The 25,244-nt window shown below is 69.8% G+C and carries 21 protein-coding genes; 11 read left to right on the top strand and 10 right to left on the bottom strand.

Annotation, left to right across the window (positions count from 1 at the left end):
* Window positions 1-54: 54 nt before the first annotated feature.
* From ACH4PU_RS03335 to ACH4PU_RS03325, 3 genes are all read right to left on the bottom strand, one after another.
* A complete protein-coding gene (locus tag ACH4PU_RS03335) occupies window positions 55-735 on the bottom strand; it encodes a class I SAM-dependent methyltransferase (protein ID WP_398265072.1) in 681 nt (226 codons plus the stop codon).
* A gap of 144 nt (window positions 736-879) precedes the next feature.
* Window positions 880-1,572: a DUF402 domain-containing protein gene (locus ACH4PU_RS03330; RefSeq protein WP_398265069.1), complete on the bottom strand. Its 693-nt coding sequence runs from the start codon at window positions 1,570-1,572 to the stop codon at window positions 880-882.
* A 76-nt stretch (window positions 1,573-1,648) separates the two neighbouring features.
* Window positions 1,649-3,043 carry a class II fumarate hydratase gene (locus tag ACH4PU_RS03325; protein WP_398265066.1) on the bottom strand — a complete coding sequence of 465 codons (1,395 nt, stop codon included), beginning with the start codon at window positions 3,041-3,043 and terminating at the stop codon, window positions 1,649-1,651.
* 108 nt (window positions 3,044-3,151) lie between these two features.
* On the opposite strand from ACH4PU_RS03325, the gene ACH4PU_RS03320 reads away from it, so the two are divergent.
* Complete coding sequence (locus tag ACH4PU_RS03320) at window positions 3,152-4,678, top strand: ricin-type beta-trefoil lectin domain protein (RefSeq protein WP_398265063.1); 1,527 nt, start codon at window positions 3,152-3,154, stop codon at window positions 4,676-4,678.
* 216 nt (window positions 4,679-4,894) lie between these two features.
* Here the strand turns inward: ACH4PU_RS03320 and ACH4PU_RS03315 are convergent, their stop codons facing one another.
* On the bottom strand, window positions 4,895-6,580 hold the full coding sequence (locus tag ACH4PU_RS03315) for a fumarate hydratase (protein WP_398265060.1): 1,686 nt from the start codon (window positions 6,578-6,580) through the stop codon (window positions 4,895-4,897).
* 217 nt (window positions 6,581-6,797) lie between these two features.
* On the opposite strand from ACH4PU_RS03315, the gene ACH4PU_RS03310 reads away from it, so the two are divergent.
* Window positions 6,798-7,454 carry a DUF1707 domain-containing protein gene (locus ACH4PU_RS03310; protein WP_398265370.1) on the top strand — a complete coding sequence of 219 codons (657 nt, stop codon included), beginning with the start codon at window positions 6,798-6,800 and terminating at the stop codon, window positions 7,452-7,454.
* Window positions 7,455-7,713: 259 nt separating this feature from the next.
* Window positions 7,714-8,019, top strand: a complete 306-nt coding sequence (locus ACH4PU_RS03305) for a WhiB family transcriptional regulator (protein WP_004941922.1) — start codon at window positions 7,714-7,716, stop codon at window positions 8,017-8,019.
* Between the two features lie 327 nt (window positions 8,020-8,346).
* Here ACH4PU_RS03305 and glpX read toward each other — a convergent pair whose 3' ends face one another.
* Window positions 8,347-9,378, bottom strand: a complete 1,032-nt coding sequence (gene glpX, locus ACH4PU_RS03300; protein ID WP_185941802.1) for a class II fructose-bisphosphatase — start codon at window positions 9,376-9,378, stop codon at window positions 8,347-8,349.
* Window positions 9,379-9,588: 210 nt separating this feature from the next.
* Between glpX and ACH4PU_RS03295 the strand changes: the two genes are divergently transcribed.
* On the top strand, window positions 9,589-10,155 hold the full coding sequence (locus ACH4PU_RS03295; protein ID WP_398265055.1) for a DUF4245 domain-containing protein: 567 nt from the start codon (window positions 9,589-9,591) through the stop codon (window positions 10,153-10,155).
* A 78-nt stretch (window positions 10,156-10,233) separates the two neighbouring features.
* Here ACH4PU_RS03295 and ACH4PU_RS03290 read toward each other — a convergent pair whose 3' ends face one another.
* The 4 genes from ACH4PU_RS03290 to ACH4PU_RS03275 form a co-directional block, all read right to left on the bottom strand.
* On the bottom strand, window positions 10,234-10,824 hold the full coding sequence (locus tag ACH4PU_RS03290; RefSeq protein WP_398265052.1) for a malonic semialdehyde reductase: 591 nt from the start codon (window positions 10,822-10,824) through the stop codon (window positions 10,234-10,236).
* Between the two features lie 138 nt (window positions 10,825-10,962).
* Entirely contained in the window at window positions 10,963-11,241 is a 279-nt protein-coding gene (locus ACH4PU_RS03285; RefSeq protein WP_398265049.1) for an exodeoxyribonuclease VII small subunit, read from the bottom strand.
* A gap of 40 nt (window positions 11,242-11,281) precedes the next feature.
* On the bottom strand, window positions 11,282-12,499 hold the full coding sequence (gene xseA, locus ACH4PU_RS03280; protein WP_398265046.1) for an exodeoxyribonuclease VII large subunit: 1,218 nt from the start codon (window positions 12,497-12,499) through the stop codon (window positions 11,282-11,284).
* 242 nt (window positions 12,500-12,741) lie between these two features.
* Window positions 12,742-14,106 carry an APC family permease gene (locus ACH4PU_RS03275; RefSeq protein ID WP_398265043.1) on the bottom strand — a complete coding sequence of 455 codons (1,365 nt, stop codon included), beginning with the start codon at window positions 14,104-14,106 and terminating at the stop codon, window positions 12,742-12,744.
* A 115-nt stretch (window positions 14,107-14,221) separates the two neighbouring features.
* On the opposite strand from ACH4PU_RS03275, the gene ACH4PU_RS03270 reads away from it, so the two are divergent.
* A complete protein-coding gene (locus ACH4PU_RS03270; protein WP_398265040.1) occupies window positions 14,222-15,244 on the top strand; it encodes a 4-hydroxy-3-methylbut-2-enyl diphosphate reductase in 1,023 nt (340 codons plus the stop codon).
* A gap of 30 nt (window positions 15,245-15,274) precedes the next feature.
* Window positions 15,275-16,042, top strand: a complete 768-nt coding sequence (gene ppgK / locus ACH4PU_RS03265; protein ID WP_398265037.1) for a polyphosphate--glucose phosphotransferase — start codon at window positions 15,275-15,277, stop codon at window positions 16,040-16,042.
* On the opposite strand, the gene ACH4PU_RS03260 is transcribed toward ppgK, so the two are convergent.
* On the bottom strand, window positions 15,936-16,571 hold the full coding sequence (locus ACH4PU_RS03260; protein WP_398265034.1) for a DUF6542 domain-containing protein: 636 nt from the start codon (window positions 16,569-16,571) through the stop codon (window positions 15,936-15,938). The two genes, ppgK and ACH4PU_RS03260, sit on opposite strands and share 107 nt — an antisense overlap.
* A gap of 199 nt (window positions 16,572-16,770) precedes the next feature.
* Here ACH4PU_RS03260 and ychF point away from each other — a divergent pair, with 199 nt between their 5' ends.
* The 5 genes from ychF (at window position 16,771) to ACH4PU_RS03235 (ending at window position 25,161) form a co-directional block, all read left to right on the top strand.
* Entirely contained in the window at window positions 16,771-17,859 is a 1,089-nt protein-coding gene (ychF, locus tag ACH4PU_RS03255) for a redox-regulated ATPase YchF (protein ID WP_398265031.1), read from the top strand.
* Window positions 17,860-18,084: 225 nt separating this feature from the next.
* Window positions 18,085-19,578, top strand: a complete 1,494-nt coding sequence (locus ACH4PU_RS03250; protein WP_398265028.1) for an N-6 DNA methylase — start codon at window positions 18,085-18,087, stop codon at window positions 19,576-19,578.
* Window positions 19,575-21,080, top strand: a complete 1,506-nt coding sequence (locus tag ACH4PU_RS03245) for an N-6 DNA methylase (RefSeq protein WP_398265025.1) — start codon at window positions 19,575-19,577, stop codon at window positions 21,078-21,080. The genes ACH4PU_RS03250 and ACH4PU_RS03245 overlap by 4 nt, the downstream gene beginning before the upstream one ends.
* Window positions 21,077-22,225 carry a restriction endonuclease subunit S gene (locus ACH4PU_RS03240; protein WP_398265022.1) on the top strand — a complete coding sequence of 383 codons (1,149 nt, stop codon included), beginning with the start codon at window positions 21,077-21,079 and terminating at the stop codon, window positions 22,223-22,225. Before ACH4PU_RS03245 ends, ACH4PU_RS03240 begins: the two co-directional genes overlap by 4 nt.
* A complete protein-coding gene (locus ACH4PU_RS03235) occupies window positions 22,222-25,161 on the top strand; it encodes a type I restriction endonuclease subunit R (RefSeq protein WP_398265019.1) in 2,940 nt (979 codons plus the stop codon). The genes ACH4PU_RS03240 and ACH4PU_RS03235 overlap by 4 nt, the downstream gene beginning before the upstream one ends.
* Window positions 25,162-25,244 lie beyond the last annotated feature (83 nt).

Genomic DNA, 25,244 nt, shown 5'->3' with positions numbered 1-25,244 from the left:
CGTGGGGTTCCATCCGTCGGGGCGTCGAGCCCGGTCGCACAGGGCGCACCATGGTCAGGCGGCGCGTCGCAGATTGAGGAAGAGCTGGATCTCGGGCGGGACGTCCGTGCTCAGCGGGGCGTAGGCCAGCGAGTTCTCCCCGACGATCTCGAACCCCGCCTCGCGGACGACCTCCCGCAACTCGTCGCGCAGGTAACCCGATACCCGAATCGTGTTACCGAGGAACGGTATCGCATAGTCGTCCACGTCCGCCTCCACCATCGAGAGAGCCATCAGCCCCCCGGGTCTCAGCAGCCCGTGCAGCATCCGCAGCGCGTGCGGTATCTCCGGGCGCGGCAGCATCAGCAGCGCGAAGAAGGCCGCCACGCCGTCGAAGGCGCCGAGCCGGCCGTCCCGCAGATCGGCCAGGTCGGCCTGGTGGAACTCCGCCCCGGGGACGTGGGCGCGGGCCAGGTCGAGCATCCCGGCGGACAGGTCGACGCCCACCACCTCGTGGCCCGCCTCCACCAGCTGCCGGGCCGTCGGGAGGCCGGTGCCGCAGCCGACGTCGAGGATCCGGGAGCCGGCCGGCAGCGACTCCGCGAGCCAGGCGCCGGACGCCAGCTGGCCCTCCTTGTGCGGGAACGCCTCGTCGTACCGGTCGCCGATGGCGTCGAACGCCTCGGCCTGCCCGCTGCGGTCCAGGCCCGCGGGGGCGTAGCCGTCATAGGCCCGCCGGATGTGGTCACCGCTCACCGCTCCGCCCTTCCGCCTGCTGCCTGTGTAACGACTGACTGACTGTCATTTTCGGTATCGCGCCTGGTGCGTTGCCGGTCGGCAACGCGTACGGGGGCGCGGAGGACGATCCTACGGTTGCCCCGCGGGGCGACGGCAAGCGCTTCACGCCCGCAGGGGCGCCGGAGTGCGCCCCCAGTCGTCCGGGAGCTCCGGCACCGGCCACGCGGGGTCGGGCCGCCAGTGCTCCCAGCCGGAGGCGAACGGGGCGCCCCACGCCTCGATCCGCTCGACCGCCGCGTGCCCGGCGGCCCGCACCTCCTCGGCCCGGGCGGCTGACATCAGGCCCACCCGCTGCGCCTGCGCGAACTCGTCCTCGTCCTTCCACTCCCAACTGCGGTCCGGATAGACGGCGATGTCCAGGAAGTGGTCCTCGGAGTCGACCCCGCCGGTCCAGCGCGCGAGCGGTTCCTCAAGATTCACGTACCAGTTCCTGAACCTCCAGTCGAGGTCCCAGAAGAGCCAGACCGACCAGGGCTCGCCGGGCCGGGCCAGCTTGAGCACGCCGGTCCCGGACCAGGCGTCGACGCTGGTGGTGCGCGGCTTGGTGTAGCGGGTCGCCAGGGGCTCCTGGTACGGGGGTCTGCCGTCGGCGAGCACGGGCCGGACGCACGCCGTCCCCGGCGCCACCCAGACGGCGAGCAGGTCCGCGGTGTCCTGGACGACCGTCACCGGCCGGCAGATGTGCACACGGTCCTCGGCATTGGCGCGGTACCGCCAGAGGATCCGGTCGCCGGGCGCCCAGAAACCGCCCGCGGAGCCTGCCGTGGTCCTGGTGTCCGCTGTCTCCGCTGCCATGCGCAGATCTTAGGGGGCGGGGCCGGGCCCGTGCCGTGATGTGTACCGCACGGGCAACGGCCGTTCGGATCCCGCGTTACGGCCGGGTCATCCGCAGCACGTCCAGGGCCTCGTCGAGCTGCTCCATGGTCAGCAGGCCGCGCTCGACGTACCCTCCGTCGAGCACCACCTGACGGATCGTCTTCCGCTCCGCCAGCGACTTCTTGGCGACCTTCGCCGCCTCCTCGTACCCGATGTACCGGTTCAGCGGCGTGACCACCGAGGGGGACGACTCGGCGTACTCCCGCGCCCGCTCCACGTTCGCCGTGATCCCGTCGACCGTCCGGTCGGCCAGCAGCCGCGCCGCGTTGCCGAGCAGCCGCACCGACTCCAGCAGGTTCTTCGCCATCACCGGCAGCATCACGTTCAACTCGAAGTTGCCTGCGGCGCCCGCCGTCGCCACCGTCGCGTCGTTGCCGATCACCTGGGCGGCCACCATCAGCACGGCCTCCGGGATCACCGGGTTGACCTTGCCCGGCATGATCGAGGAGCCCGGCTGGAGGTCGGGAAGGCTGATCTCGGCCAGACCCGTGCGCGGCCCCGAGGACATCCAGCGCAGATCGTTGGCGATCTTCGTGAGGCCGACGGCGATGGTCCGCAGCTGGCCGCTGGTCTCCACCAGCCCGTCCCGCGCGCCCTGCGCCTCGAAGTGGTCGCGGGCCTCGGTGAGCGGCAGCCCGGTGGCCCGGGTGACCTCCGCGATGACGGCGGCGGAGAAGCCCGCCGGGGTGTTGATGCCGGTGCCCACCGCCGTGCCGCCCAGCGGGAGTTCGGCCAGCCGCGGCAGCGAGGCGCGCAGCCGCTCGACGCCGTACCGGACCTGCGCCGCGTACCCGCCGAACTCCTGGCCGAGCGTCACCGGCGTGGCGTCCATCAGGTGCGTCCGGCCCGACTTGACGACCTCGGCGAACTCCTCGGCCTTGCGCTCCAGCGCCGCCGCCAGGTGCTCCAGCGCCGGGATCAGCTCGCGGGTGACGGCGGCCGTGGCGGCGATGTGGATGGAGGACGGGAAGACGTCGTTGGACGACTGGCTGGCGTTGACGTGGTCGTTGGGGTGCACGTCCCGGCCCAGGCGCTCGCTCGCGAGCGTGGCGACGACCTCGTTGGTGTTCATGTTGGAGGAGGTGCCGGATCCGGTCTGGAAGACGTCGACCGGGAAGTGCTCGTCCCAGCGCCCCTCGGCGACCTCGGCCGCGGCGTCGGCGATCGCCTCCGCCACCTTCTTGTCGACCACTCCCAGCTCGGCGTTGACCTTGGCGGCGGCCGCCTTGATCCGGGCCAGCGCCTCGATGTGCGCCCGCTCCAGCCGCTGCCCGCTGACCGGGAAGTTCTCCACGGCCCGCTGGGTCTGCGCCCGCCACTTGGCGTGTGCGGGGACGCGCACCTCACCCATCGAGTCGTGCTCGATCCGGTACTGATCGCTCTCGGTCATCGTCACTTACCTCCTGTGGAGTACAGCGTTTGGCCGGTTCACCGTGTTCCCGAACACCACTACCAGCCAGTAAATACCGCGAGTAACAACAGAAATCGGGGAGGCTCCATGACACGCAGACCCACCCTGCGCTGTTCTCTCGCGGCCGTCGCCGCCTTCGCGGCCGCATTCGGCGGTATGACCGGAACCATGGCCACCGGTAGCACCGCCCACGCCGCCACCGCCGTCACGACCGCCACTCCGCTCTCACCCGAGCTGGAGAAGATGCGGGCCGCCGAGGCCGTCAAGCTCTACGGCGACGCCGCCGAACGCCCGCTCGCCGAACGCAAGACCTCCCTGCTGTCCCTGGGCGACAGCGAGATATCCGGCGAGGGCGTCGGCACCTACGAACCCGGCACCAGCGGCCCGGACAACTGGTGCCACCGCTCGCCCGAGGCCGCCATCCACCGCACCACGATCCCCGCCGACGTCACCTACAACGTCGCCTGCTCCGGCGCCACCACCGCCAACATCCGCATCGGCGGCACCAAGCAGTACGCGGACGAACCGGTCCAGAGCGACAACCTCGCCGTCAAGGCGCGCAACACCCGCGTCAAGATGGTCCTGCTCGTCGCCGGCGCCAACGACGACCTCCAGTTCGGCCCGGTCATGACCGACTGCGTCACCCGCTACCTCACCCTCCAGGGCACCTGCGAGCCGAAGTACGACCCCGGCTGGCAGGCCCGCGTCGACGGCCTGGTCCCCAAGGTCGAGCAGACCGTCCGCGACCTGCGCACGGTGATGCGCGACGCGGGCTACGCCGACGGCGACTACAAACTCGTCGTCATGGGCTACCCGAGCCCCATCGGCCCCGACATCGAGGACAACCCGGACTACCCAGGCAAGCTCCCGGGCGGCTGCGTCGGCTACACCTCGGACGCCGCCTGGGGCCGCAACACCGCCGTCCCCGCCTTCGAACGCGGCATGCGCCGGGCCGCCCGCGAGAGCGGCGCCTTCTTCCTGGACAACTCGCGCCTCTTCCACGGCCACGAGGTGTGCATGGACGACGCCTGGGCCCGCGGCCTGTACATCGACCTCTCCAACCCCGTCCCGCCGGACTCCAACTCCGTCCGCCAGTCCTTCCACCCCAACACCCGCGGCCACGCCGCCTTCGCCGCCTGCCTGAGTGCGTTCTACGCCGCCGACCGCCGTGAGGCGGGCTGCGCCGACCCGGCGAGCACCGGGAAGCCCGAGCTGTACGGCGGCGCCTGGGACGACGCGTACCGGCCGCTGCGCAACGACGCGACGGGCACGTGTGTGGACGCCTACGGCGCCTCGTCCCGCAACGGGACCACCGTCGGGGGCTGGGACTGCACCGGGAACCGGAACCAGGAGTGGTGGTACGACGCGCAGCGAGGGTCGTTGCGGACGGCTCTTTCGCACGACCGGTGCGTGGACGTGCCGGCGGGTAAGTACGCGGCCGGGGTCGCGGTGGCGCTCTGGAACTGCCACGGTGGCGACAACCAGCGCTTCACGCGTTCCGGCGGGTCGATCCGCCCCGCGGCGGCTCCCGATCTCTGCCTGACGCTCGCGTCGGCGAAGGATCCGGTGCGGCTCCAGCGGTGCGACGGCTCGCGGAGCCAGAGCTTCGGCTGACGGCGGGGGGTGAGCCCCTGTCCCGCCCTTTCACCGTTTCTGCGGGGGCAAGCCCCGCACTTCCCGAAACCGCGCTCCGCGCGGTTGTCCCCAAGCGCCGGACGGGCTGAAAAATCAGCCTGTCCGGCGTTTGAGGACGAGCGGCGAAGCCGCGAAAAGGAGGTCTGGGGCGCAGCCCCAGGAATCGGCGAAGGGGCGGGACCGGGGCAGACCCAACTACAGCCCAGGCCCCCGCACCGGGATCGAGGTAAACGTCGGAGACGCCGGCGCAGGATCCTGGAAGAAGTCATTCCCCTTGTCGTCCACCACGATGAACGCCGGGAAGTCCTCCACCTCGATCCGCCAGACCGCCTCCATCCCGAGCTCCTCGTACTCGACGACCTCGACCTTCTTGATGCAGTCCTGCGCGAGCCGGGCCGCCGGCCCGCCGATCGACCCGAGGTAGAAGCCGCCATGGGCGGCACACGCGTCGGTGACCTGCTTCGACCGGTTGCCCTTGGCGAGCATCACCTTCGACCCGCCCGCCGCCTGGAACTGCTCGACGTACGAGTCCATGCGCCCCGCGGTGGTCGGCCCGAAGGAGCCCGAGGCGTACCCCTCGGGGGTCTTGGCCGGGCCCGCGTAGTAGACCGGGTGATCGCGCAGGTACCGCGGCATCTCCTCGCCCGCGTCCAGCCGCTCCTTGATCTTCGCGTGCGCGATGTCACGGGCGACGACCAGCGGCCCGCTCAGCGACAGCCGCGTCTTGACCGGGTACTTCGTCAGCTCGGCGAGGATCTCGTCCATGGGCCGGTTGAGGTCGACGCGCACGACGTCGCCCTCCTCGGCGAGCTGCTCGTCGGTGGTCTCCGGCAGGAACCGCGCCGGATCCGTCTCCAGCTGCTCCAGGAAGACGCCCTCGGCGGTGATCTTCGCGACGGCCTGCCGGTCGGCCGAGCAGGACACGGCGATGGCGACCGGGCAGGACGCGCCGTGCCGCGGCAGCCGCACCACACGCACGTCGTGGCAGAAGTACTTGCCGCCGAACTGCGCGCCGATGCCGATCTTCTGCGTCAGCTCGAAGACCTTTTCCTCCAACTCCTTGTCACGGAAGCCGTGGCCGAGCGGGGAGCCCTCCTCGGGCAGTTCGTCGAGGTAGTGCGCGGACGCGTACTTGGCGGTCTTCAGCGCGTACTCGGCGCTGGTGCCGCCCACGACGATCGCGAGGTGGTACGGCGGGCACGCGGCCGTGCCCAGCGAACGGATCTTCTCCTCCAGGAACTTCATCATGCTCGCCTCGTTGAGCACGGCCTTCGTCTCCTGGTAGAGGAAGGACTTGTTGGCCGAGCCGCCGCCCTTGGCCATGAAGAGGAACTTGTAGGCGCCGCCGTCCGTCGCGTACAGCTCGATCTGCGCGGGGAGGTTGGAGCCGGTGTTCTTCTCCTCCCACATGGTGAGCGGCGCCATCTGCGAGTAGCGCAGATTGAGCTTGGTGTAGGCGTCGAAGATGCCGAGGGACAGCGCCTCCTCGTCACCGCCCTCGGTGAGGACGTTCTGGCCGCGCTTGCCCATGACGATCGCCGTGCCGGTGTCCTGGCACATCGGGAGCACGCCCGCGGCGGCGATGTTGGCGTTCTTCAGCAGGTCCAGGGCGACGAACTTGTCGTTGGAGGACGCCTCGGGGTCGTCGACGATCTTCCGCAGCTGGGCGAGGTGCGCGGGGCGCAGGTAGTGCTGGATGTCGTGGATCGCCTCTTCCGCGAGCCGGCGCAGCGCCGCGGGCTCCACCTTGAGGAACGTGCGTCCGTCCGCCTCGAACGTGGACACGCCCTCGGAGGTGATCAGTCGGTACGGCGTCTCGTCCTCGCCCAGGGGCAGCAGATCCGTGTAGGCGAACCCTGGGGGGACTGACCGGTCAGACATCGCGGCGATTCCTCACTCACTCTGCGGGTTGGGAGTGCCGGACGGGTCCGGGGGGACCGTCGGCGTCTCTCAGGGTAGGCCGCCGGGAGGGCGGCGGGCCGGTGAGGTTGCCCTCACAACGGTGGCCCGCGGGCCTCCGCACCCGCGCCCCTGTCGCGATCTATCGCGAGTCGCTAGGCTGGTGGCCGTGGACGAGTCATCGCTGGAGAAGCGCCGAGTGCCCCTGACCAAGACCCCCGCCGCGGCACCGGTCGCGCCCGCCGGACCCGCCGGGCCGGCGCTGCGCGCGTCCGACGCGGACCGCGACCGGACAGCGGACATCCTGCGCGAGGCGCTGGCCGAGGGCCGGCTCACCCCGGACGAACACGCCGACCGCGTCGACGCCGTCTACCGGGCCCGTACGGTCGGCGAGCTGGAGCCGCTGGTCCGGGACCTGCCGGCCGGCGCCGGCCGGCCGGCCGCCGCCCACCGCCCGTTCCCGGCGGACCCCCACGCGCCGGCCGCCCCCGCGGAGAACCTGATAGCCGTCTTCGGCGGCGCCGGCCGCCGGGGACGCTGGCGCGCCGGCGCCAGGCTGAACGCGTTCGCGCTCTTCGGCGGTGTGGAGATCGACCTCACCGAGGCGCTCTTCGAGCAGCGCACGGTGGTCATCAGCACCTGGGCCCTCTTCGGCGGCGTCGACATCAAGGTCCCGGAGAACGTCTCGCTGCGCTGCACCGGCACGGGTGTCTTCGGCGGCTTCGACGTCGACGGATACGAGTCGTCCGACGAGGGCGCCCCCGTGGTCGTGGTGACCGGCTGGGCGCTGTTCGGCGGGGTCGCGGCCAAAGCCTGTCGGGGCAAGCGGGTCAAGGACCTCCGCGCGGCCGGCTGACCGCCCCGCGCCCGGCGAGGACGGGGCGGGGGTGACGGACGGGATTCCGGTCATGGCAACGGTGTGAATAAGCACGCGCACAGCGGGTAAAGCTTGGTGCATCGTCTCTCGTACGGCTGCGGGTGCGACTGTCGGACAAAGGCCGTGCAGGGTGAGACGGGCAAGGGTGACTCAACCGGCCGAGCAAAGCCGTCGTCAGGAGTGGACCGTGCTGCTACCGCATCAGCCCCTGCAGGAAGCCGCCGTACCGTCGCCGCGGATGTCCGCGCGGGATCAGGCCGGCCCCTGGCATTCGGAGGCGGTGTGCCGCCGGGACGAAGCCGGTCTCTTCTTCGCACCGTCGAAGGAGCCCACGGCGGCACGTCTGTCCCGCGAGGAAGCCGCCAAACGCGTCTGCGCACGCTGCCCCGTGATGGTCGAGTGCCGGGAGCACGCACTGCTCCAGCCCGAGCCGTACGGCGTGTGGGGCGGCCTCACCGCCGCCGAGCGCCGCGTCGTGCTCGCCCGCCGGCGGCGCCGGGACGCGGAGCTCCAGCGCTCCACCCGGGTGGCCGCGGCGGGATAGCGGACGCCCCGGGGTTCCCGGACGCCGGACGGGCCGGCCGTGACTGATCCGCACGGCTCCGCCCGTCCGGCGTCCGGGGACGGGCGGCGAGCCGCTTCCCGGGGCCGAGTTCCAGCCGGACCGCGCCGGACCGCTCGGACCGCTTTGGCGGACCTGACCGCTCGGGCTGCTCCGACCGCCCGGGCTATCCGGCCGGCCGGGGTCGCTCGGCGCCGCCGGTCCGCTCGTAGCGGATGCGGCCGGCCCGCTCGGACTCGATCCGGCCGTTCCGCTCAGACTCGATCCGGCCGCTCCGCCCGGACCCGATCCGGTCCGCGCGAAGCGGGTTCAGCTGGGCCGCTCGAAGTCGATCGCGCTGTACGCCCGGAGCTTCGACAGCCGGTGCACCGAGTCGATCTGCCGGATCGTCCCCGACTTCGACCGCATGACCAGCGACTGCGTGGTCGCCGTCTCCGCGCGGTAGCGCACCCCGCGCAGCAGCTCGCCGTCGGTGATGCCGGTGGCGACGAAGAACACGTTGTCTCCGCTGACCAGGTCGTCGGTGCAGAGCACCCGGTCCAGGTCGTGCCCGGCGTCGATCGCCCGCTGCCGCTCGGCGTCGTCCTTGGGCCACAGCTTGGTCTGGATGGTGCCGCCGAGGCACTTGATGGCACAGGCGGCGATGATGCCCTCGGGCGTACCGCCGACGCCCAGCAGCAGGTCGACGCCGGTGCCCTCGCGCGCCGCCATGATCGCGCCGGCCACGTCGCCGTCGGAGATGAACTTGATGCGGGCGCCCGCCTCGCGGATCTCCTTGACGATGCCGTCGTGGCGCGGCCGGTCGAGGACGACGACCGTGACGTCCTCGGGGGAGGAACGCTTCGCCTTCGCGATCCGGCGGATGTTCACGGCCACCGGGGCGTTGATGTCCACGTAGTCCGCGGCCTCGGGACCGGTGACCAGCTTGTCCATGTAGAAGACGGCCGACGGGTCGAACATCGAGCCGCGGTCGGCGACGGCGAGCACGGAGACGGCGTTGGCCATGCCCTTGGCGGTCAGGGTGGTGCCGTCCACCGGGTCCACGGCCACGTCGCACTCCGGGCCGGTCCCGTCGCCGACGCGCTCACCGTTGTAGAGCATCGGGGCGTTGTCCTTCTCGCCCTCGCCGATGACGACGACGCCGTTCATCGACACGGTGTGGATGAGCGCGCGCATGGCGCGGACGGCGGCGCCGTCGGCGCCGTTCTTGTCTCCGCGGCCGACCCAGCGGCCCGAGGCCATGGCGCCCGCCTCGGTCACCCTGACCAGCTCCAGGGCGAGGTTGCGGTCCGGGGCCTCCGGGCTGACCTCAAGCTGGGACGGGAGATGGTGATCGGTCATCGGGCGCACCTTTCTGTACGGCGGTCGGCCGTGGGTCCCCCCTGCCGGGTGAGCCAGGAGGGTGAGGGTGTCCATGACTTTATCCGCTGATTTCGAGAATGAGCAGGGCGCCCCACGCATGAGCGGCGTCAAGGCCCCGCCACCCGCCCCGACGCGGCCGTGACCCCCTCCGGCGTGATGATCGTCGAGGTCATGGGGGACGATGGGGGCGTGGCAGGCAGGAACGGGAAGAACAAGACGGCACGCAACATGCTGCTGTCGCTGGCGGTGACGATTCCGGTGGCGGGCACGGGCTATCTGCTGCTCCCGCACGAGGGCAGCGGGCGCGATCCGGTGAGGACCGTCGCCTACCAGGTGGAGGTCGCCTCCGCCCGGCGCGCGGCACCGTACCCGGTGGTGGCCCCCGAGGGGCTCGGCGCCGACTGGCGCGCGACCTCGGTCTGGTACCGCCAGGAGCCCGGCGGGGGCAAGGTGTGGCACCTGGGCTTCGTCGACCCGGACACCGAGTACGTCCAGATCGAGCAGAGCGACGGCCCGGCGGGCGACTTCATCGAGGACTCCACGCAGCACGCGGAGCCGACGAAGCGGACGCAGCGGGTGGGCGACACCGTCTGGCAGCGCTACGAGGGCGAGAAGTACAACGCCCTGGTACGGACGGAGCACGGGGCGACGACGGTGGTCGCCGGGACCGCGTCCGACCGCCGGCTCACGGAGATGGCCGCCGCGCTCCGGGACGGGAAGGCCGACGGGAAGCCGGACGGGAAGCCGAAGAGCTGACCGCAGGGGCGCGCGCCGCCCCCGGACATGCCGAAGGGGCCCACGAGGGGCCCCTGGAAGGCTGTGGCGGTGCGCCGGTCAGACGACCGACACGACCTGGTCGTAGGCCAGGCGCGGGGAGCGCGGACGGTAGGCGTCCTCCGACGGCTTGCCGATGTTGACGACGAGCATCGGGGTGTGGTCGCCGTCCAGGAACTCCTTCTGGATGCCCGCGGCGTCGAAGCCGGTCATCGGGCCGGCGGCCAGGCCGGCGGCGCGGACGCCCAGGATGAAGTAGCCGGCCTGCAGCGCGGCGTTCAGCTCGGCGGACTTCTCACGGACCGGGCGCTCGCTGAAGAAGACGTCCTTGGCCTGCGGGAAGTGCGGGAACAGGGCCGGCAGCTCCTCGTGGAACTCGCTGTCGGCGGCCAGGATCGCGACCAGCGGCGCGGCCTTGGTCTTGGCCTGGTTGCCCTCGGACATGTGGGCGACGAGACGCTCGCGGGCCTCCTCGGAGCGGACCAGGACGATGCGCAGCGGCGACTGGTTGAACGCCGTGGGGGCGTACTTGATCAGGTCGTAGAGCGCCTGCATCTGCTCGTCGGAGACGGGCTCGTCGGTGAACGCGTTGGCCGTGTGCGCCTCACGGAAGAGCAGGTCCTGCGCGGCGGTGTCCAGGGCGAGAGTCATGGGGGGTGACCTTCTTTGCTGTGCTGGGGTATTCGGGTCGGCCGGTGTCCACTCTAGAACAAACTATGTGAACTTTCAACTGAAAGTTAAACTAAAGCGGCGGGGGTCGGCGCCGCCGACCGCGCGGCCCCGGGGTTTTCAGCCCCCGTCGGCCGGGCCCCCATCGGCCCCCGCCTCCGGCTCCGGCGCGGAGAGCGCCGCGTCCAGCCGCGCCCGCGCCCCCTCCAGCCAGTGCCGGCACACCCGGGCCAGCGCCTCGCCGCGCTCCCACAGGGCCAGCGACTCCTCCAGCGTCTGGCCGCCGGTCTCCAGTCTGCGGACGACCTCGATCAGCTCGTCCCGCGCCTGCTCGTAGCCGAGCGCGCCCAGCTCCTCGTCCGCGCCGGTCCCGGTGCCGGACTCATCCGTTTTCGCCATGCCGCCCAGCGTAGGGCCTGCCGCCGGGCACGCCGCGGGCTCAGTCGGCCGGCCCCTCGACGCGTACGGCGAACGCGCCCTCGGCCACCCGCGCCCGCAACTCCTCGCCCGCCGCCACCTCGTCCGCGGCCCGGACCACCGAACCGTCGGCGTGCTGGAGGACGGCGTACCCGCGCCGCAGCGTCGCGGCGGGGGAGAGCGCCACCACCCGGGCGTGCGTGTGCGTCAGCTCGGAGTCGGCGCGGTCCAGCAGGTGCCCGAACGTCCGCCGGGCCCGTCCCAGCAGCCCCTCCACCTGCTCCTCGCGCTCCTCCACCATCCGTTGCGGACGCTGCATGCACGGCCGCGCCCGTACGGCCGCCAGCCCGCGCTCCTCCCGGTCCAGCAGCGTGCTCACCGCGCGCAGCGCCCGGCCACCCAACTGCTCGACGCGCGCCAGCTCCTCGCCCACGTCCGGGACGACGCGCTTGGCGGCGTCGGTGGGCGTCGAGGCCCGCAGGTCCGCGACCAGGTCGAGGAGCGGGGAGTCCGGCTCGTGCCCGATCGCCGACACCACCGGCGTCCGGCACGCGGCAACCGCCCGGACCAGCTGCTCGTCCGAGAACGGCAGCAGGTCCTCGACGCTGCCGCCGCCGCGCGCGACGATGATCACGTCCACCTCGTCGAGCGCGTCCAGCTCCCGGACCGCCTCGACCACCTTCGGCACCGCGTGCACACCCTGCACCGGCACATTCCGCACCTCGAAGCGGACGGCCGGCCAGCGGTGCCGGGCGTTCTCCAGCACATCCCGCTCGGCGGCCGACGCCCGCCCGCAGACCAGACCGATCAGCTGCGGCAGGAACGGCAGCGGCCGCTTCCGCCCGGCGTCGAACAGCCCCTCCCGCGCCAGTGACTTCCTCAGCTGCTCCAGCCGCGCCAGCAGTTCCCCGACCCCCACCGGCCGGATCTCCGCCGCCCGCAGCGACAACGACCCGCGCGGCGCGTACCACTCCGGTTTCGCGTGCACCACGACCCGCGCACCTTCGGACACGACGTCCGCGACCTGGTCGAACACCGCGCGGTAGCAGGTGACGGAGAGGGAGATGTCGTGCGACGGATCGCGCAGCGTCAGAAACACCACCCCCGCCCCGGGCCGCCGCGACAACTGCGTGATCTGCCCCTCGACCCAGACGGCACCGAGCCGGTCGATCCAGCCCCCGATGAGGCGGGAGACCTGGCCGACGGGGAGGGGGGCGTCGGGGGAGGTGGTGAGGGCCATGCGGTCGAGGGTATCGGGGGTGGGTACGCCCCGGTCCCGCCCTTTCGCCGTTTCCTGGGGCTGTGCCCCAGCCCCCCCCTTGTCGCGGCTCCGCCGCTCGTCCTCAAACGCCGGACGGGCTGGAGTGCGCGCCCGGGCACGGCATTCAGCCCGTCCGGCGTTTGAGGACGAACGCGGCGCAGCCGCGTTGCGGGGGCGCGGGCCCTCCCGCGGAAACGGTGAAAGGGCGGGACCGGGGCTGCTCACCGCGCTCCGCGCGCCCCCTGCGCGGCCAGCACCCCCAACCCCACCCCCAGCCACACCATTCCCACCACCTGCGCCACCCCCGCCGCCCGAACAAGCACCGCGACCACCACAGCCAACCCGCCCAGCGGCGCGAGCACGTCCCGAACGACGCCGCACCGCATCCGCTGCCGTACCGCGAACCACCCGACAACCGACAAATGCAACAACCCAAAAGCCACCAGCGCCCCCACATCCACCACCGACACCAACCGGTCCAGCCCATCCCCCCGCCGGGCCGCCCACACCGCCGCGACCAGCGTGACGACGGCAGCACACAACACCGCCCGCCGCGGCACCCCCGTGCCCCGGTCGACGACGGCCAGAGCCCCCGGCAGCCGCCGATCCCGAGCCATCGCGAACAGCAGCCGCCCGGCGGCCGCCTGCCCGGACAGGGCCGCGAACGCCGCCCCGCCCGCCTTGCTCGCCGCGACGAGATCGTGCAGCCACCGCCCCGTCGAGGCATCCACCGTGTCGTAGAACGCGGCCCCCTGCCGAGCCGGTTCGGCAGCGAGCTCCGCCGCCGACAGCGGCACGAGCAGCGCCGCCAGATACGTCTGGACGAGGAACAGGACACCCGCCGCCACCAGACAGGTGAGCACCGCACGGGCCACCCGCCCTGGCCCGCCCGCCGCCTCCTCCGCGAACGCGGCGATCGCGTCGAACCCCAGGTACGACAGCACCGCCACGGACACCGCCGTCAGCACGGCACCCGTGTCGAAGGCGCCCTCGCCGGTCAGCGGCGCGAGCCAGCCGCGTCGCGGCCCGTCCGCCGCCAGCGCCCAGGCCGCCGCGGCGACGAAGACGCACAGCACCGCGATCTCCACCGCCAGCACCGCGAACCCCGCCAGCGCCGCGACCCGCACTCCTGACAGATTGAGGCCGGTCGTCACCGCGACCGCGAGCGCCGTCCACACCCACGGGTGCACCGCCGGCACCAGCGCGTGCATCGCGATCCCCGAGAACAGATAGGCCACCGCGGGGATCAGCAGGTAGTCGAGCAGCGCCATCCACCCCGCGACGAACCCCGCCCCCTCGCCCAGCCCGACCCGCGCGTAGGCGTAGACGGAACCGGCCCGCGGCACCACCCGCACCATCCGCGCGTAGGAGTACGCGGTGAACCCCATCGCGGCCGTCGCCACCAGATACACCGCGGCCACCGCGCCGTGCGCCTTCGCCACCAGCGTGCCGAAGACGCCGACGGGCGCCATCGGGGCGATGAACAACAGCCCGTAGACGACGAGGTCCCGGTAGGTCAGGGTGCGGCGGAGCGCGCCGTCCCCGCCGCCGGACTCCGGGAAGGGAGGTGCTGAAGGTGCCGGCATACGGGTGCCTCCCCTGCGGTCGGTCGGAACGGGTGCGGGGCCGCCCGGCCAGTATTCGGCCCGGCCCGGGGGAGGGCACCGGGACGCGCCGCCGATGTCGGTGGTGGCCCGTACGATGGACGACATGACTGCAACCAGCGCTCGAAAGGTCCTGCTCGCCGCCCCCCGTGGCTACTGCGCGGGCGTGGACCGTGCCGTGATCGCCGTCGAGAAGGCCCTGGAGCAGTACGGCGCGCCGGTGTACGTGCGCCACGAGATCGTCCACAACAAATACGTGGTCAAGACCCTGGAGAAGAAGGGTGCGATCTTCGTCGACGAGACGTTCGAGGTGCCCGAGGGCAACATCGTGATCTTCTCGGCGCACGGCGTCGCACCGGTCGTCCACGACGAGGCCAAGCGGGGCAAGCTCGCCACGATCGACGCGACGTGCCCGCTGGTGACCAAGGTCCACAAGGAGGCCGTGCGCTACGCGCGCGAGGACTACGACATCCTCCTCATCGGCCACGAGGGCCACGAGGAGGTCATCGGCACCTCCGGCGAGGCCCCGGACCACATCCAGCTCGTCGACGGCCCCGACGACGTCGCGAACGTCGAGGTCCGCGACCCCGACAAGGTCGTCTGGCTCTCCCAGACCACCCTCTCCGTCGACGAGACCATGGAGACCGTCGGCGCCCTGAAGAACAAGTTCCCCAACCTGCTCTCCCCGCCCAGCGATGACATCTGCTACGCCACGCAGAACCGGCAGACCGCGGTGAAGCAGATGGGCGCCGAGGCCGACCTCGTCATCGTCGTCGGCTCCAAGAACTCCTCCAACTCCGTCCGCCTGGTCGAGGTCGCCCTCGGCGCCGGCGCCCGCGCCGCGCACCTGGTCGACTACGCCGAGGAGATCGACGAGACCTGGCTGGAGGGCGTGGCGACGGTCGGCGTCACCTCCGGCGCCTCCGTCCCCGAGATCCTCGTCGAAGGCGTCCTCGAATGGCTCGCCGCCCGCGGCTACGAGGACGTCGAGACCGTCAAGGCCGCCGAGGAGTCCATCACCTTCTCCCTCCCCAAGGAACTCCGCCGCGACCTGCGCGCCGAGGCCGCCGCGGCCGTCGCGGGCCCGCGGACCGCCTCGGGGACGTCCACCGAGGGGTGACGGCGGGCTTCCGCCCGTAGCGTGGTCGCCATGGACGCATTCGGTGTGGACATCGGCGGATCCGGCATCAAGGGCGCTCCGGTCGACCTGACGAAGGGGGCGACGGCGGCGGGGCGCCACAAGGTGCTCACCCCGCACCCGGCCACCCCCGACGCGGTCGCCGACCGCGTCAAAGAGGTGCTGGACCACTTCGGCTGGTCCGGCGGCCCGGTCGGCGCCACCTTCCCCGGCGTGGTCACCGGCGGCGTCACCAGGACCGCCGCCAACGTCGACAAGGGCTGGATCGGCCGGGACGCCGCCGCCCTGCTCGGCGCGCGGATCGGCGCCCCCGTGACGGTGCTGAACGACGCGGACGCGGCCGGTGTCGCCGAGATGACCTTCGGCGCCGGCCGGGGCCGCACGGGCACCGTCATCGTGCTCACCTTCGGCACCGGCATCGGCAGCGCGGTCTTCACCGACGGCCGGCTCGTCCCCAACACCGAACTCGGCCACCTGGAGCTCGGCGGCCACGACGCCGAGACGCGGGCCTCCAGCCGGGCCAAGGAAGAAGGCGACCTCTCCTGGCACCACTGGGCGCGCCGGGTGCAGAAGTACCTGCGGCACGTCGAGGCGCTGTTCTCGCCCGAGCTCTTCGTCATCGGCGGGGGCGTCAGCCGCAAGGCGGAGCGGTTCCTGCCGCTGATCGAGGGTGTCAGTGCCGAGATCGTGCCCGCTGAGCTGGGGAACGACGCGGGGATCGTGGGGGCCGCGATGGCCGCCGCCGCGCCTGCGCCCGTCCGTCCGCCCGCCGCCGCCTGACCAGCCGCACCCGCCGGCCGAGGACGATCAGCGCGGCGAGCAGCGTCCCGCCGTACAGCCAGCCGGCCTGCAGCGACAGGAAGCCGACCAGGGCCATCGCCCGGCCGCCGAGCCCGCCGGAACCGGCGGTGGCGGCCGTGACGGGCAACGCGCCCGCGGCGAACGCGATGGGCGCGCTCACCGGCGCGGCCACCAGCTCCGCCGGCCGCACCCCCAGCGCGCAGACGGCGCAGCAGAGCGTGAAGAGGACCCCGTAGGCGATCGGGGAACCGGCGGCCAGCCGGGCCACCAGCACCCCCGCGACCAGCATCGCCACCACGGCGAGGAGCCCGCTGCCCAGGCCGGTCAGCCGGACCGGCTGGTCCCGCTGGTCCCGCCGGAGCGCGCGCAGCAGCGGCGGCGGGGTGCGGCCCGCCCGCTCCCGTCCGGCCGGCGCCGCTCTGCCCTGCCCCACCGGGGCGGCCGGGCGGGGCACCGGGGCCGTGCGACGGATCCTGTGCTGGGTGATGCGTGCGCCGGGTTGCTCCACCCGTCCAAACTAGGTCGAGGACCGGCGCGAACCCGGCGTTGGACACGCTCTTCACCCCCTGTCGGCCGTTCGTTCGACCGGTGGGGCCGTCCGCCCCGGCCGGTGCCCGGCGCGGACCCGTAGACTGGTGGACCGGCCCGGACCGGGCCCCCTTGCTGCCTTTGTTCGCCCTGGGCCCTCACTATCAGGAAGTCGCCACGTGTCGCTCACGATCGGAATCGTCGGTCTGCCCAACGTCGGCAAGTCGACGCTGTTCAACGCCCTGACCAAGAACGACGTGCTGGCGGCCAACTACCCGTTCGCCACCATCGAGCCCAACGTGGGCGTCGTCGGCGTCCCCGACGCCCGGCTGACCAAGCTGGCGGAGATCTTCGGCTCGCAGAAGATCCTCCCCGCCACCGTCGACTTCGTCGACATCGCCGGCATCGTCCGCGGCGCCTCCGAGGGCGAGGGCCTGGGCAACAAGTTCCTCGCGAACATCCGCGAGTCCGACGCGATCTGCCAGGTCATCCGCGCCTTCAAGGACGAGAACGTCGTCCACGTCGACGGCAAGGTCTCGCCCAAGGACGACATCGAGACCATCAACACCGAGCTGATCCTCGCGGACCTCCAGACCATCGAGAAGGTGCTGCCGCGCCTGGTCAAGGAGTCCCGCATCCAGAAGGACAAGGCGGCCAAGGTCAAGGCCGTCGAGGAGGCCAAGACGATCCTGGAGCGGGGCGACACCCTCTTCTCGGCGGGCATCGTCCAGGGCTCCGGCAACGAGGAGCTCCTGCACGACCTGCACCTCCTCACCACCAAGCCGTTCCTCTACGTCTTCAACGTGGACGAGGACGAGCTGACGGACGACGCCTTCAAGGCCGAGCAGCGCGCCCTGGTCGCCCCCGCCGAGGCCATCTTCCTCAACGCCAAGCTGGAGGCCGACCTCGCCGAGCTCGACGAGGAGGACGCCATGGAGCTCCTCCAGTCCGTCGGCGCCGAGGAGCCCGGCCTCGCCACCCTCGCCCGCGTCGGCTTCGACACCCTCGGCCTCCAGACCTACCTGACGGCCGGCCCCAAGGAATCCCGCGCCTGGACCATCAAGAAGGGCGCCACCGCCCCCGAGGCCGCCGGTGTCATCCACACGGACTTCCAGAAGGGCTTCATCAAGGCCGAGGTCATCTCCTTCGACGACCTCGTCGCCTGCGGCTCGGTCACCGAGGCCCGCTCGGCGGGCAAGGCCCGCATGGAGGGCAAGGAGTACGTGATGGCGGACGGGGACGTGGTGGAGTTCCGCTTCAACGTCTAGCCGAACTGCGGAAAGGCCGTCTGACCTGTGGCGGAGCGGGTCGGGCGGCCTTCGCGGTCCGCATAGAGTCCGCAGCGCTTGACGCGTATTCGGTACAGCCCCGGCGGATCCCGTTACGCTCCGACACGTGGTCGTTGGGACGGCGAGCCGGCCAGGCAGAGTATGGAAACGAGTAGTGATCGAGTGGGGTCGAGTGTGGTCGGCGCGGGGGAGCAGGAGCTTCCAATGGCACTGACGCTGGGGGAGCTGGAGTCGTATCTGGCGAGGGCGGCCGATCTGCTGCGGGGCAGCATCGATCAGGCGGACTTCAAGGCGTACATCTTCCCGTTGATGTTCTTCAAGCGGATCAGCGATGTGTACGACGAGGAGTACGCCCGCGCGCTGGACGAGTCCGGTGGTGACCACACTTATGCGGCGTTCGAGGAGAACCACCGGTTCGCCATCCCCGATGGTTGCCACTGGGCAGACGTACGCGAACGCACCGAGAACGTCGGTGAGGCCCTCAAGACCGCCTTCCGCGGTATCGAGCAGGCCAACCAGGGCGCGCTATACGGCATCTTCGGCGGTGCGACCTGGACCAACAAGGACAAGCTGCCGGACAGCAAGCTGATTGACCTGATCGAGCACTTCTCGATCAAGACCCTTTCGATCTCCCAGGCCGCTCCCGACGTGCTGGGGCAGGCGTATGAGTACTTGATCAAGCGGTTCGCCGACCAGTCCAACAAGAAGGCCGGCGAGTACTACACCCCGCGCGAGGTGGTCACGCTACTGGTCAACATCCTCGACCCCCAGGAAGGCGAGACGGTCTACGACCCGGCCTGTGGCACCGGCGGCATGCTGATCGAGGTCATCCAGCACATCAAGGCCCGCGGCGGTGACCCGAAGACCGTGCTCGGAAGGCTGTATGGCCAGGAGAAGGTGCTCACCACCTCCGCGATCGCCCGGATGAATCTGCTGCTGCACGGCATGGAGGACTTCCACGTCGAGCGCGGCGACACGCTGCGTGCCCCGGCCTACTTCGACCACGGCCGGTTGGCGCGGTTCGACTGCGTGATCGCCAACCCGCCGTTCTCGTTGAAGAACTGGGGTCACGAGCAGTGGTCCTCCGATCCGTGGGGCCGTAATGAGTTGGGCGGGGTGCCGCCGAAGGGGTACGCCGACTGGGCCTGGGCCCAACACATGCTCACTTCCGCGGCACCCACCGGAGGAAGGGTCGCGGTCGTCCTCCCGCAGGGCGCGCTGTTCCGCCAGGGCGCCGAGGGCCGCGTCCGCGAGCACATCCTCAAAGCCGGCTTCGTGGAGGCCGTCATCGGCCTGGCGCCCAACCTGTTCTACGGCACCGGCCTGGCCGCCTGCGTGCTGATCCTGCGCCGCCAGCGCCCCGCCGAGCAGCAGGACAAGGTGCTCTTCGTCAATGGAGAGTCGCTCTTCAAGCGCGGCCGCAACCAGAACACCCTTGAGCCCGACCACGCCGAGACCCTCCTGAAGGCATATCAGGAGTACGCCGAGCAGCCCGGCTTGGCCGCGGTCGCGACCTTGGACGACATCAAGGCCAACGGCTGGAACCTGAACATCCCGTTGTACGTCGAGCCGGCTGAGGTCGGCGAGCAGATCACCCTGGAGCAGGCCTTGGCCGACCTGGAGACCGCGCATGCGAAGGCCCGCGAGACCCGCGCAGCGCTGGAGGCCGAGCTGGTGAAATGGGGGCTGGGCGCATGACCGCGACGAGCCCGAAGCGGATCACCCAGCGGGAACTGGAGTCCTACCTGTGGGGCGCCGCAGTGCTGCTGAGAGGGCTGATCGACGCCGGCGACTACAAGCAGTACATCTTCCCGCTGGTCTTCCTCAAGCGCCTCTCCGACGTCTACGACGAGGAACATGCCGCCGCCCTTGAGGCATACGGCGACGAGGAACTCGCTGACCTCCCGGAGAACCATCGCTTCGCCATCCCTAATGGCGCCCACTGGGCCGACCTGCGCAAGGTCACCAGCAATGTCGGCACTACGCTCAAGGCCGCGATGCGGGCCATCGAGTCCGCCAACCCCGACACCCTCCCTGGCGTCTTCGGCGACGGCGAGTGGACCAACAAGGACCTGCTCCCCGACTCGACTCTCTCGGACCTGATCGAGCACTTCTCGACCAAGACGCTGTCGGTGGCGAACCTGCCCGAGGACGAGCTCGGGCAGGGCTATGAGTACCTGATCAAAAAGTTCGCCGACGACTCCGGCCACACCGCCCAGGAGTTCTACACCAACCGCACCCTGGTGCACCTGATGACGCTCATGCTTGAGCCCCAGCCCGGCGAGTCTGTATACGACCCGACCTGCGGCACCGGCGGCATGCTCATCTCCACCGCAGCCGAGGTCAGGCGTCAAGGCAAGGAGTGGCGAAACCTGCGCCTGTATGGCCAGGAGCTCAACTACGGCACCTCTGCCATCGCCCGTATGAACCTGTTCCTGCACGGTGTCACTGACAGCCGCATCGCCCATGGCGACACCCTCGGCAGGCCTGCTTTCCTCAACGCCCACGGCGGCCCGCAAACCTTCGACGTCGTCCTGGCCAACCCGCCCTACTCCATCAAGGCATGGAACCGCGACGCGTTCGCCAAGGACCCCTACGGGCGCAACATGTGGGGCCTACCACCCCAGGGGCGCGCCGACTACGCCTTCTTCCAGCACATCGCCAAGAGTCTGGACCCCACCACTGGGCGTTCCGCGATCCTCTTCCCCCACGGGGTCCTGTTCCGCCGTGACGAGGCTGCCATGCGTGAGCGGCTTGTCAAGTCCGACCTGGTCGAGTGTGTGCTCGGCCTCGGCGAGGGCCTGTTCTACAACTCCCCGATGCCGGCCGTCGTCGTCATCCTGCGGACACGCAAGCCCACCGAGCGCCAAGGCAAGGTTCTCTTCATCAACGCCCTCAATGAGGTCTCCCGCGAACAAGGGCAGGCCTTCCTGCGCGAGACTCACCAGCAGAAGATCCTCGATGCTTACCGTGGCTTCACGGACCTCAAGCAGTTCGCGACGGTCGCCACGCTCGATGAGATTGCGGCTAAGGGCTTCAGCCTGGCCATTCCGACGTACGTCGGAATGGCCATGGACAGAGGCGAGGGAGAACAGCTCGACCTCACCGAGGCCCTCGCTGCCTGGCGTAGTTCTGCCCAGAGCTCTGATGCGGCCGTCGTCGATGTCCTGTCCCTGATGCGAAGGGATGCCTTGGCATGAGCCTGAACCTCGACAAGACCGCTTGGAAGCGCGTCACCCTTAGTGATGTGGTCAGGCACGTCACCGACCGCGTCGACGCCGAGACCTCTGGTCTGGAGCGGTTCCTCGCTGGCGAGCACATTCCCAGCGGCAGTCTCTCGATCGCCGACTGGGGCGTTATCGGGCGCGACCCGATAGGGCCGATGTTCTACAAGCGGTTCAAGCCAGGCCACGTCCTCTACGTCTCCAGGCGAACGTATCTTCGCAAAGTCGCCGTCCCGGAATTCGAGGGCATCACAGGCGAGAAGACCTTCGTACTGGAGACCCTCGACGAGAACTTGCTCCTGCAGGAGTTCCTTCCTTTCGTCCTCTCGGCCGAGAGGTTCCACGCGTATGCGATCGCCCACTCACGTGGCTCGGTCAACCCTTACCTGAACTGGGGCGAGCTGGCCGCGTATGAGTTCGACCTCCCTCCCCTCGACGAACAGCAGCGTCTTGCTGACCTGCTCTGGGCGCTGGAGAGGTACAGGTTGAGCATCCGGGAGCGAGCTGAACGTGTTTGGGATGCGGCGGCCGTCGTGCTTCGTCATGCGTGGGAGGTTGAACGCAAGTTCGCCATCGGAGTTATCGGCGAGTGTGTTACTGGTTCGACGCCTTCGAAGGCGAACGCCGACTACTGGAACAGTGAGGATGTTCCCTTCTACACGCCATCCGAGATCGATGGTGAGTTCATCGCGTCCGCTAGGCAGCGTGTGAGTCTCGCTGGCGCGAAATCGGGTCGGATGGTGTCGAAGAATGCAGTCGCTGTCGCATGTATCGGTGGCGATCTCGGCAAGTCCGCGGTCGTTACCGAGCCAGGTATCTCAAACCAGCAGATCACGTCCATCGTTGGGCTACCGGCCGACGACGCTGAACTTCTGCAGGCCATCCTGGCTCATCCACGTGGCCGTGCAGCGCTGCAGGCTCGGGAGACCACCACAATCGTGCGTAAGCTCAACAAGAGCGATCTCATGAAGGTCGAGGTTCCGTGGCCTGCGGATCGCAGGACCCTGCACGCGGTCATCCGGGCAAGACGCATCGCAACCGTAGGTGCCAATGTTGAGGCATCTCGACTCGCAAGATCCCGAAGTGGACTTACTACTGAGATATTTGGAGGTGCCAAATGACCTTCAACGAGGCGAACACCGTCCGGGACTTCGTTCGGGATCTGGTGGAGTCGGTCGATGTACGGTTCGTGCCGGGGAGCAATCTGCCGCGGCGCACCGACGAGGTGTTGCTGGAGCAGCAAGTGCGGGAGGCGTTAATTCGCCTCAACCCGACCATCGAGGCCGATCCGCGTCTGGCCGATGAGGTGATCTACCGGCTGCGCGCGATCCTGGTCTCCGCGCGCAACACGCCGAATCCGGTGGTGGCGAACGAGGAGTTCGCGGCATGGCTCACGGGGCAGAAGTCGATGCCGTTCGGGCCCGACGGCGAGCATGTGACCGTCAAGCTGATCGACTTCGACCACCCCGGCGAGCACAGTGCGAACAACTGGATCGTTTCCACCGAGGTGCCCTACGGGGTCGGGAGACTGGAGCGGCGCTTCGACCTGGTGATCTGGTGCAACGGCTTCCCCCTCGTCGTGGGGGAGGCGAAGTCGCCGGTGCGGCCAGCGTACTCCTGGATCGACGCTGCCGCGCAGGTCAAGGAGGACTACGAGGTCAACGTGCCGGCGTTCTTCGTGCCGAACGTGCTCAACTTCGCCACCGAGGGCAAGGACTTCCGCTACGGCTCGGTCGGGATGCCGGTGGAGCTGTGGGGGCCGTGGCGAGCGGATGAGTCAGGTGACGACCACACGCCGGTGAAGGTAGGCCTCTCGGTAGTCAGGGAGGCGGTCGAGGGCGTTCTGGATCCGGACGCGATCTTGGACTTCCTGCGGTTCTTCACGCTGTTCGCGACCGACAAGAAGCACCGCAAGATCAAGGTGATCGCGAGGTACCAGCAGCTCCAGGCGACCAACCTGATCGTGGAGCGGGTGATGCATGGGCAGATCAAGCAAGGGCTGATCTGGCACTTCCAGGGGTCGGGGAAGTCGCTATTGATGGTGTTCACCGCGCAGAGGTTGCGCGCAACGGCGGGGCTGACCTCGCCGACGGTGATCATCGTGGTTGACCGGATTGATCTGGACACCCAGATCACCGCGACGTTCAACGCCTCGGACGTACCGAATCTCGTCTCAACGGAGTCCCGCAAGGAGCTGCAGGAACTCCTGGTTGCGGGCGCGCGGAAGATCATCATCACCACGATCCATAAGTTCGGCGAAGCCCCGGGTGTGTTGGACGCGCGCGACAACATCATCGTGATGGTCGACGAGGCCCATCGCTCCCAGGAGGGCGACTACGGCCGCAAGATGCGCGAGGCGCTGCCCAACGCGTTCCTGTTCGGGCTGACCGGGACGCCGATCAACAAGCGTGACCGCAACACGTTCATGTGGTTCGGGGACGAGGCCGACGAGCACGGGTATCTCTCGCGTTACTCCTTCTCCAACTCCATCCGCGACGGTGCCACCCTGCCGCTGCACTTCGAGCCGCGCCTCTCGGAGATCCACCTGGATGAGGAGTCGATCGACGCGGCCTTCGCCGAGCTCGCCGACCGCCACGGGCTCAATGAGGAAGACCGCACCACCCTGTCGAGGAAGGCCGCCTCCCTGGAAGTGCTGATCAAGGCCCCCGACCGGGTCCGCAAAATCGCCGCCGACATCGCCGGGCACTTCACCGCGAAGGTCGAGCCGCAGGGGTTCAAGGCGCAGGTCGTGGTCTACGACAAGGCCACCTGCGTGGCGTACAAGGAAGAGCTTGACCGCCTGCTCGGCCCGGACGCGTCCACGATCGTGATGTCCACCAGCCGAGGTGACAAGCCGGCGTGGAAGCAGTGGACACCTGGTCGGGAGGAGCTGGAGCGAATCACCGCCCGCTTCAACGACCCGGCGGACCCGTTGAAGATCATCATTGTGACCGCGAAGCTGCTCACCGGCTTCGACGCCCCGATCCTCTATGCCCAGTACATTGACAAGCCCCTGTACGAGCACACCCTGCTCCAAGCAATCTGCCGCACGAATCGGGTCTATCCGCCGGCGAAGACCCACGGCCTGATAGTGGACTACCTAGGCATCTTCGACGACGTCGCCAAGGCCTTCGAGTTCGACGACAAGTCTGTCCAGCAGGTCATCTCCAACATCGCTGTACTCCGCGAGCAGCTCGGCCCCGCGATCGAGGCTGCTCTGGCGTTCTTCCCGGGTGTCGACCGCACCGTCGGCGGCTATGAGGGCCTGATCCAGGCCCAGACTGCGATCGACTCCGATGAGTCCCGCGACACCTTCGGAGCCGCGTACAGCGTCGTTGCCCAGCTGTGGGAGACCCTGTCCCCGGACCCGAGCCTGTCCGAATACGAAGCGGACTACCGCTGGCTGACCGACGTCTACCAGTCGGTGCAACCCACGGACGTCACCGGCCGACTGGTTTGGCACACGCTGGGCGCCAAGACCCTTGACCTCATAAATGAGCACGTCACCGTCGAGGTCCCCCGCACCGACCTGGACACCATCGTCCTCGATGCGCAGGTTATCGAGGACCTGATGACCGGCGACCGCAAGGACATCGACCCCGTTGAGGTCGAGAAGTGGATCACCGCCCGCATTGCCAAGCACGTCGGCAACCCGGCCTTCGTCGAGCTTGGTCAGCGGTTGAATGCTCTGCGCGAGAAGTACACCCACTCTCAGCAGGCATCGCTGGAGTTCCTCAAGGAGCTCTTCGCGCTGGCGCGTGACACGGTCGCAGCGGAGAAGGCCGCCGCTGAGGTGCCCCGCGAGGAGCGCGGAAAGGCCGCCTTGACCGACCTCTTCGAGTCGCTCAAGGGCGAGGAGACCCCGATCATCGCCGAGAAGGTCGTCGACGAGGTCGACTCCGTTGTCCGTACCGTCCGCTTTGACGGCTGGCAGGGCACCAATGAAGGCGATCGCCTTGTCCAGCAGGCACTTCGCAAGGCGCTCTACATCAAGTTCAAGATCCGCGACCAGGATGTTTTCGGGAAGGCGCTGGGATACATCCGGGAGTACTACTAGAGTCGCCGAAGTCTTGGGAGTCTCAGGCTCCGCTGCGGGGAATCTGCAGCGGAGCAGGTCGGGTGGCCTTCACCGTCCGCACT

The sequence above is a fragment of the Streptomyces sp. NPDC021100 genome, from assembly GCF_044333095.1.
In the GTDB taxonomy this organism is placed as follows: domain Bacteria; phylum Actinomycetota; class Actinomycetes; order Streptomycetales; family Streptomycetaceae; genus Streptomyces.
Note: the sequence above shows the minus strand (reverse complement) of the source record. Positions and strands in the feature narration are given on the sequence as shown.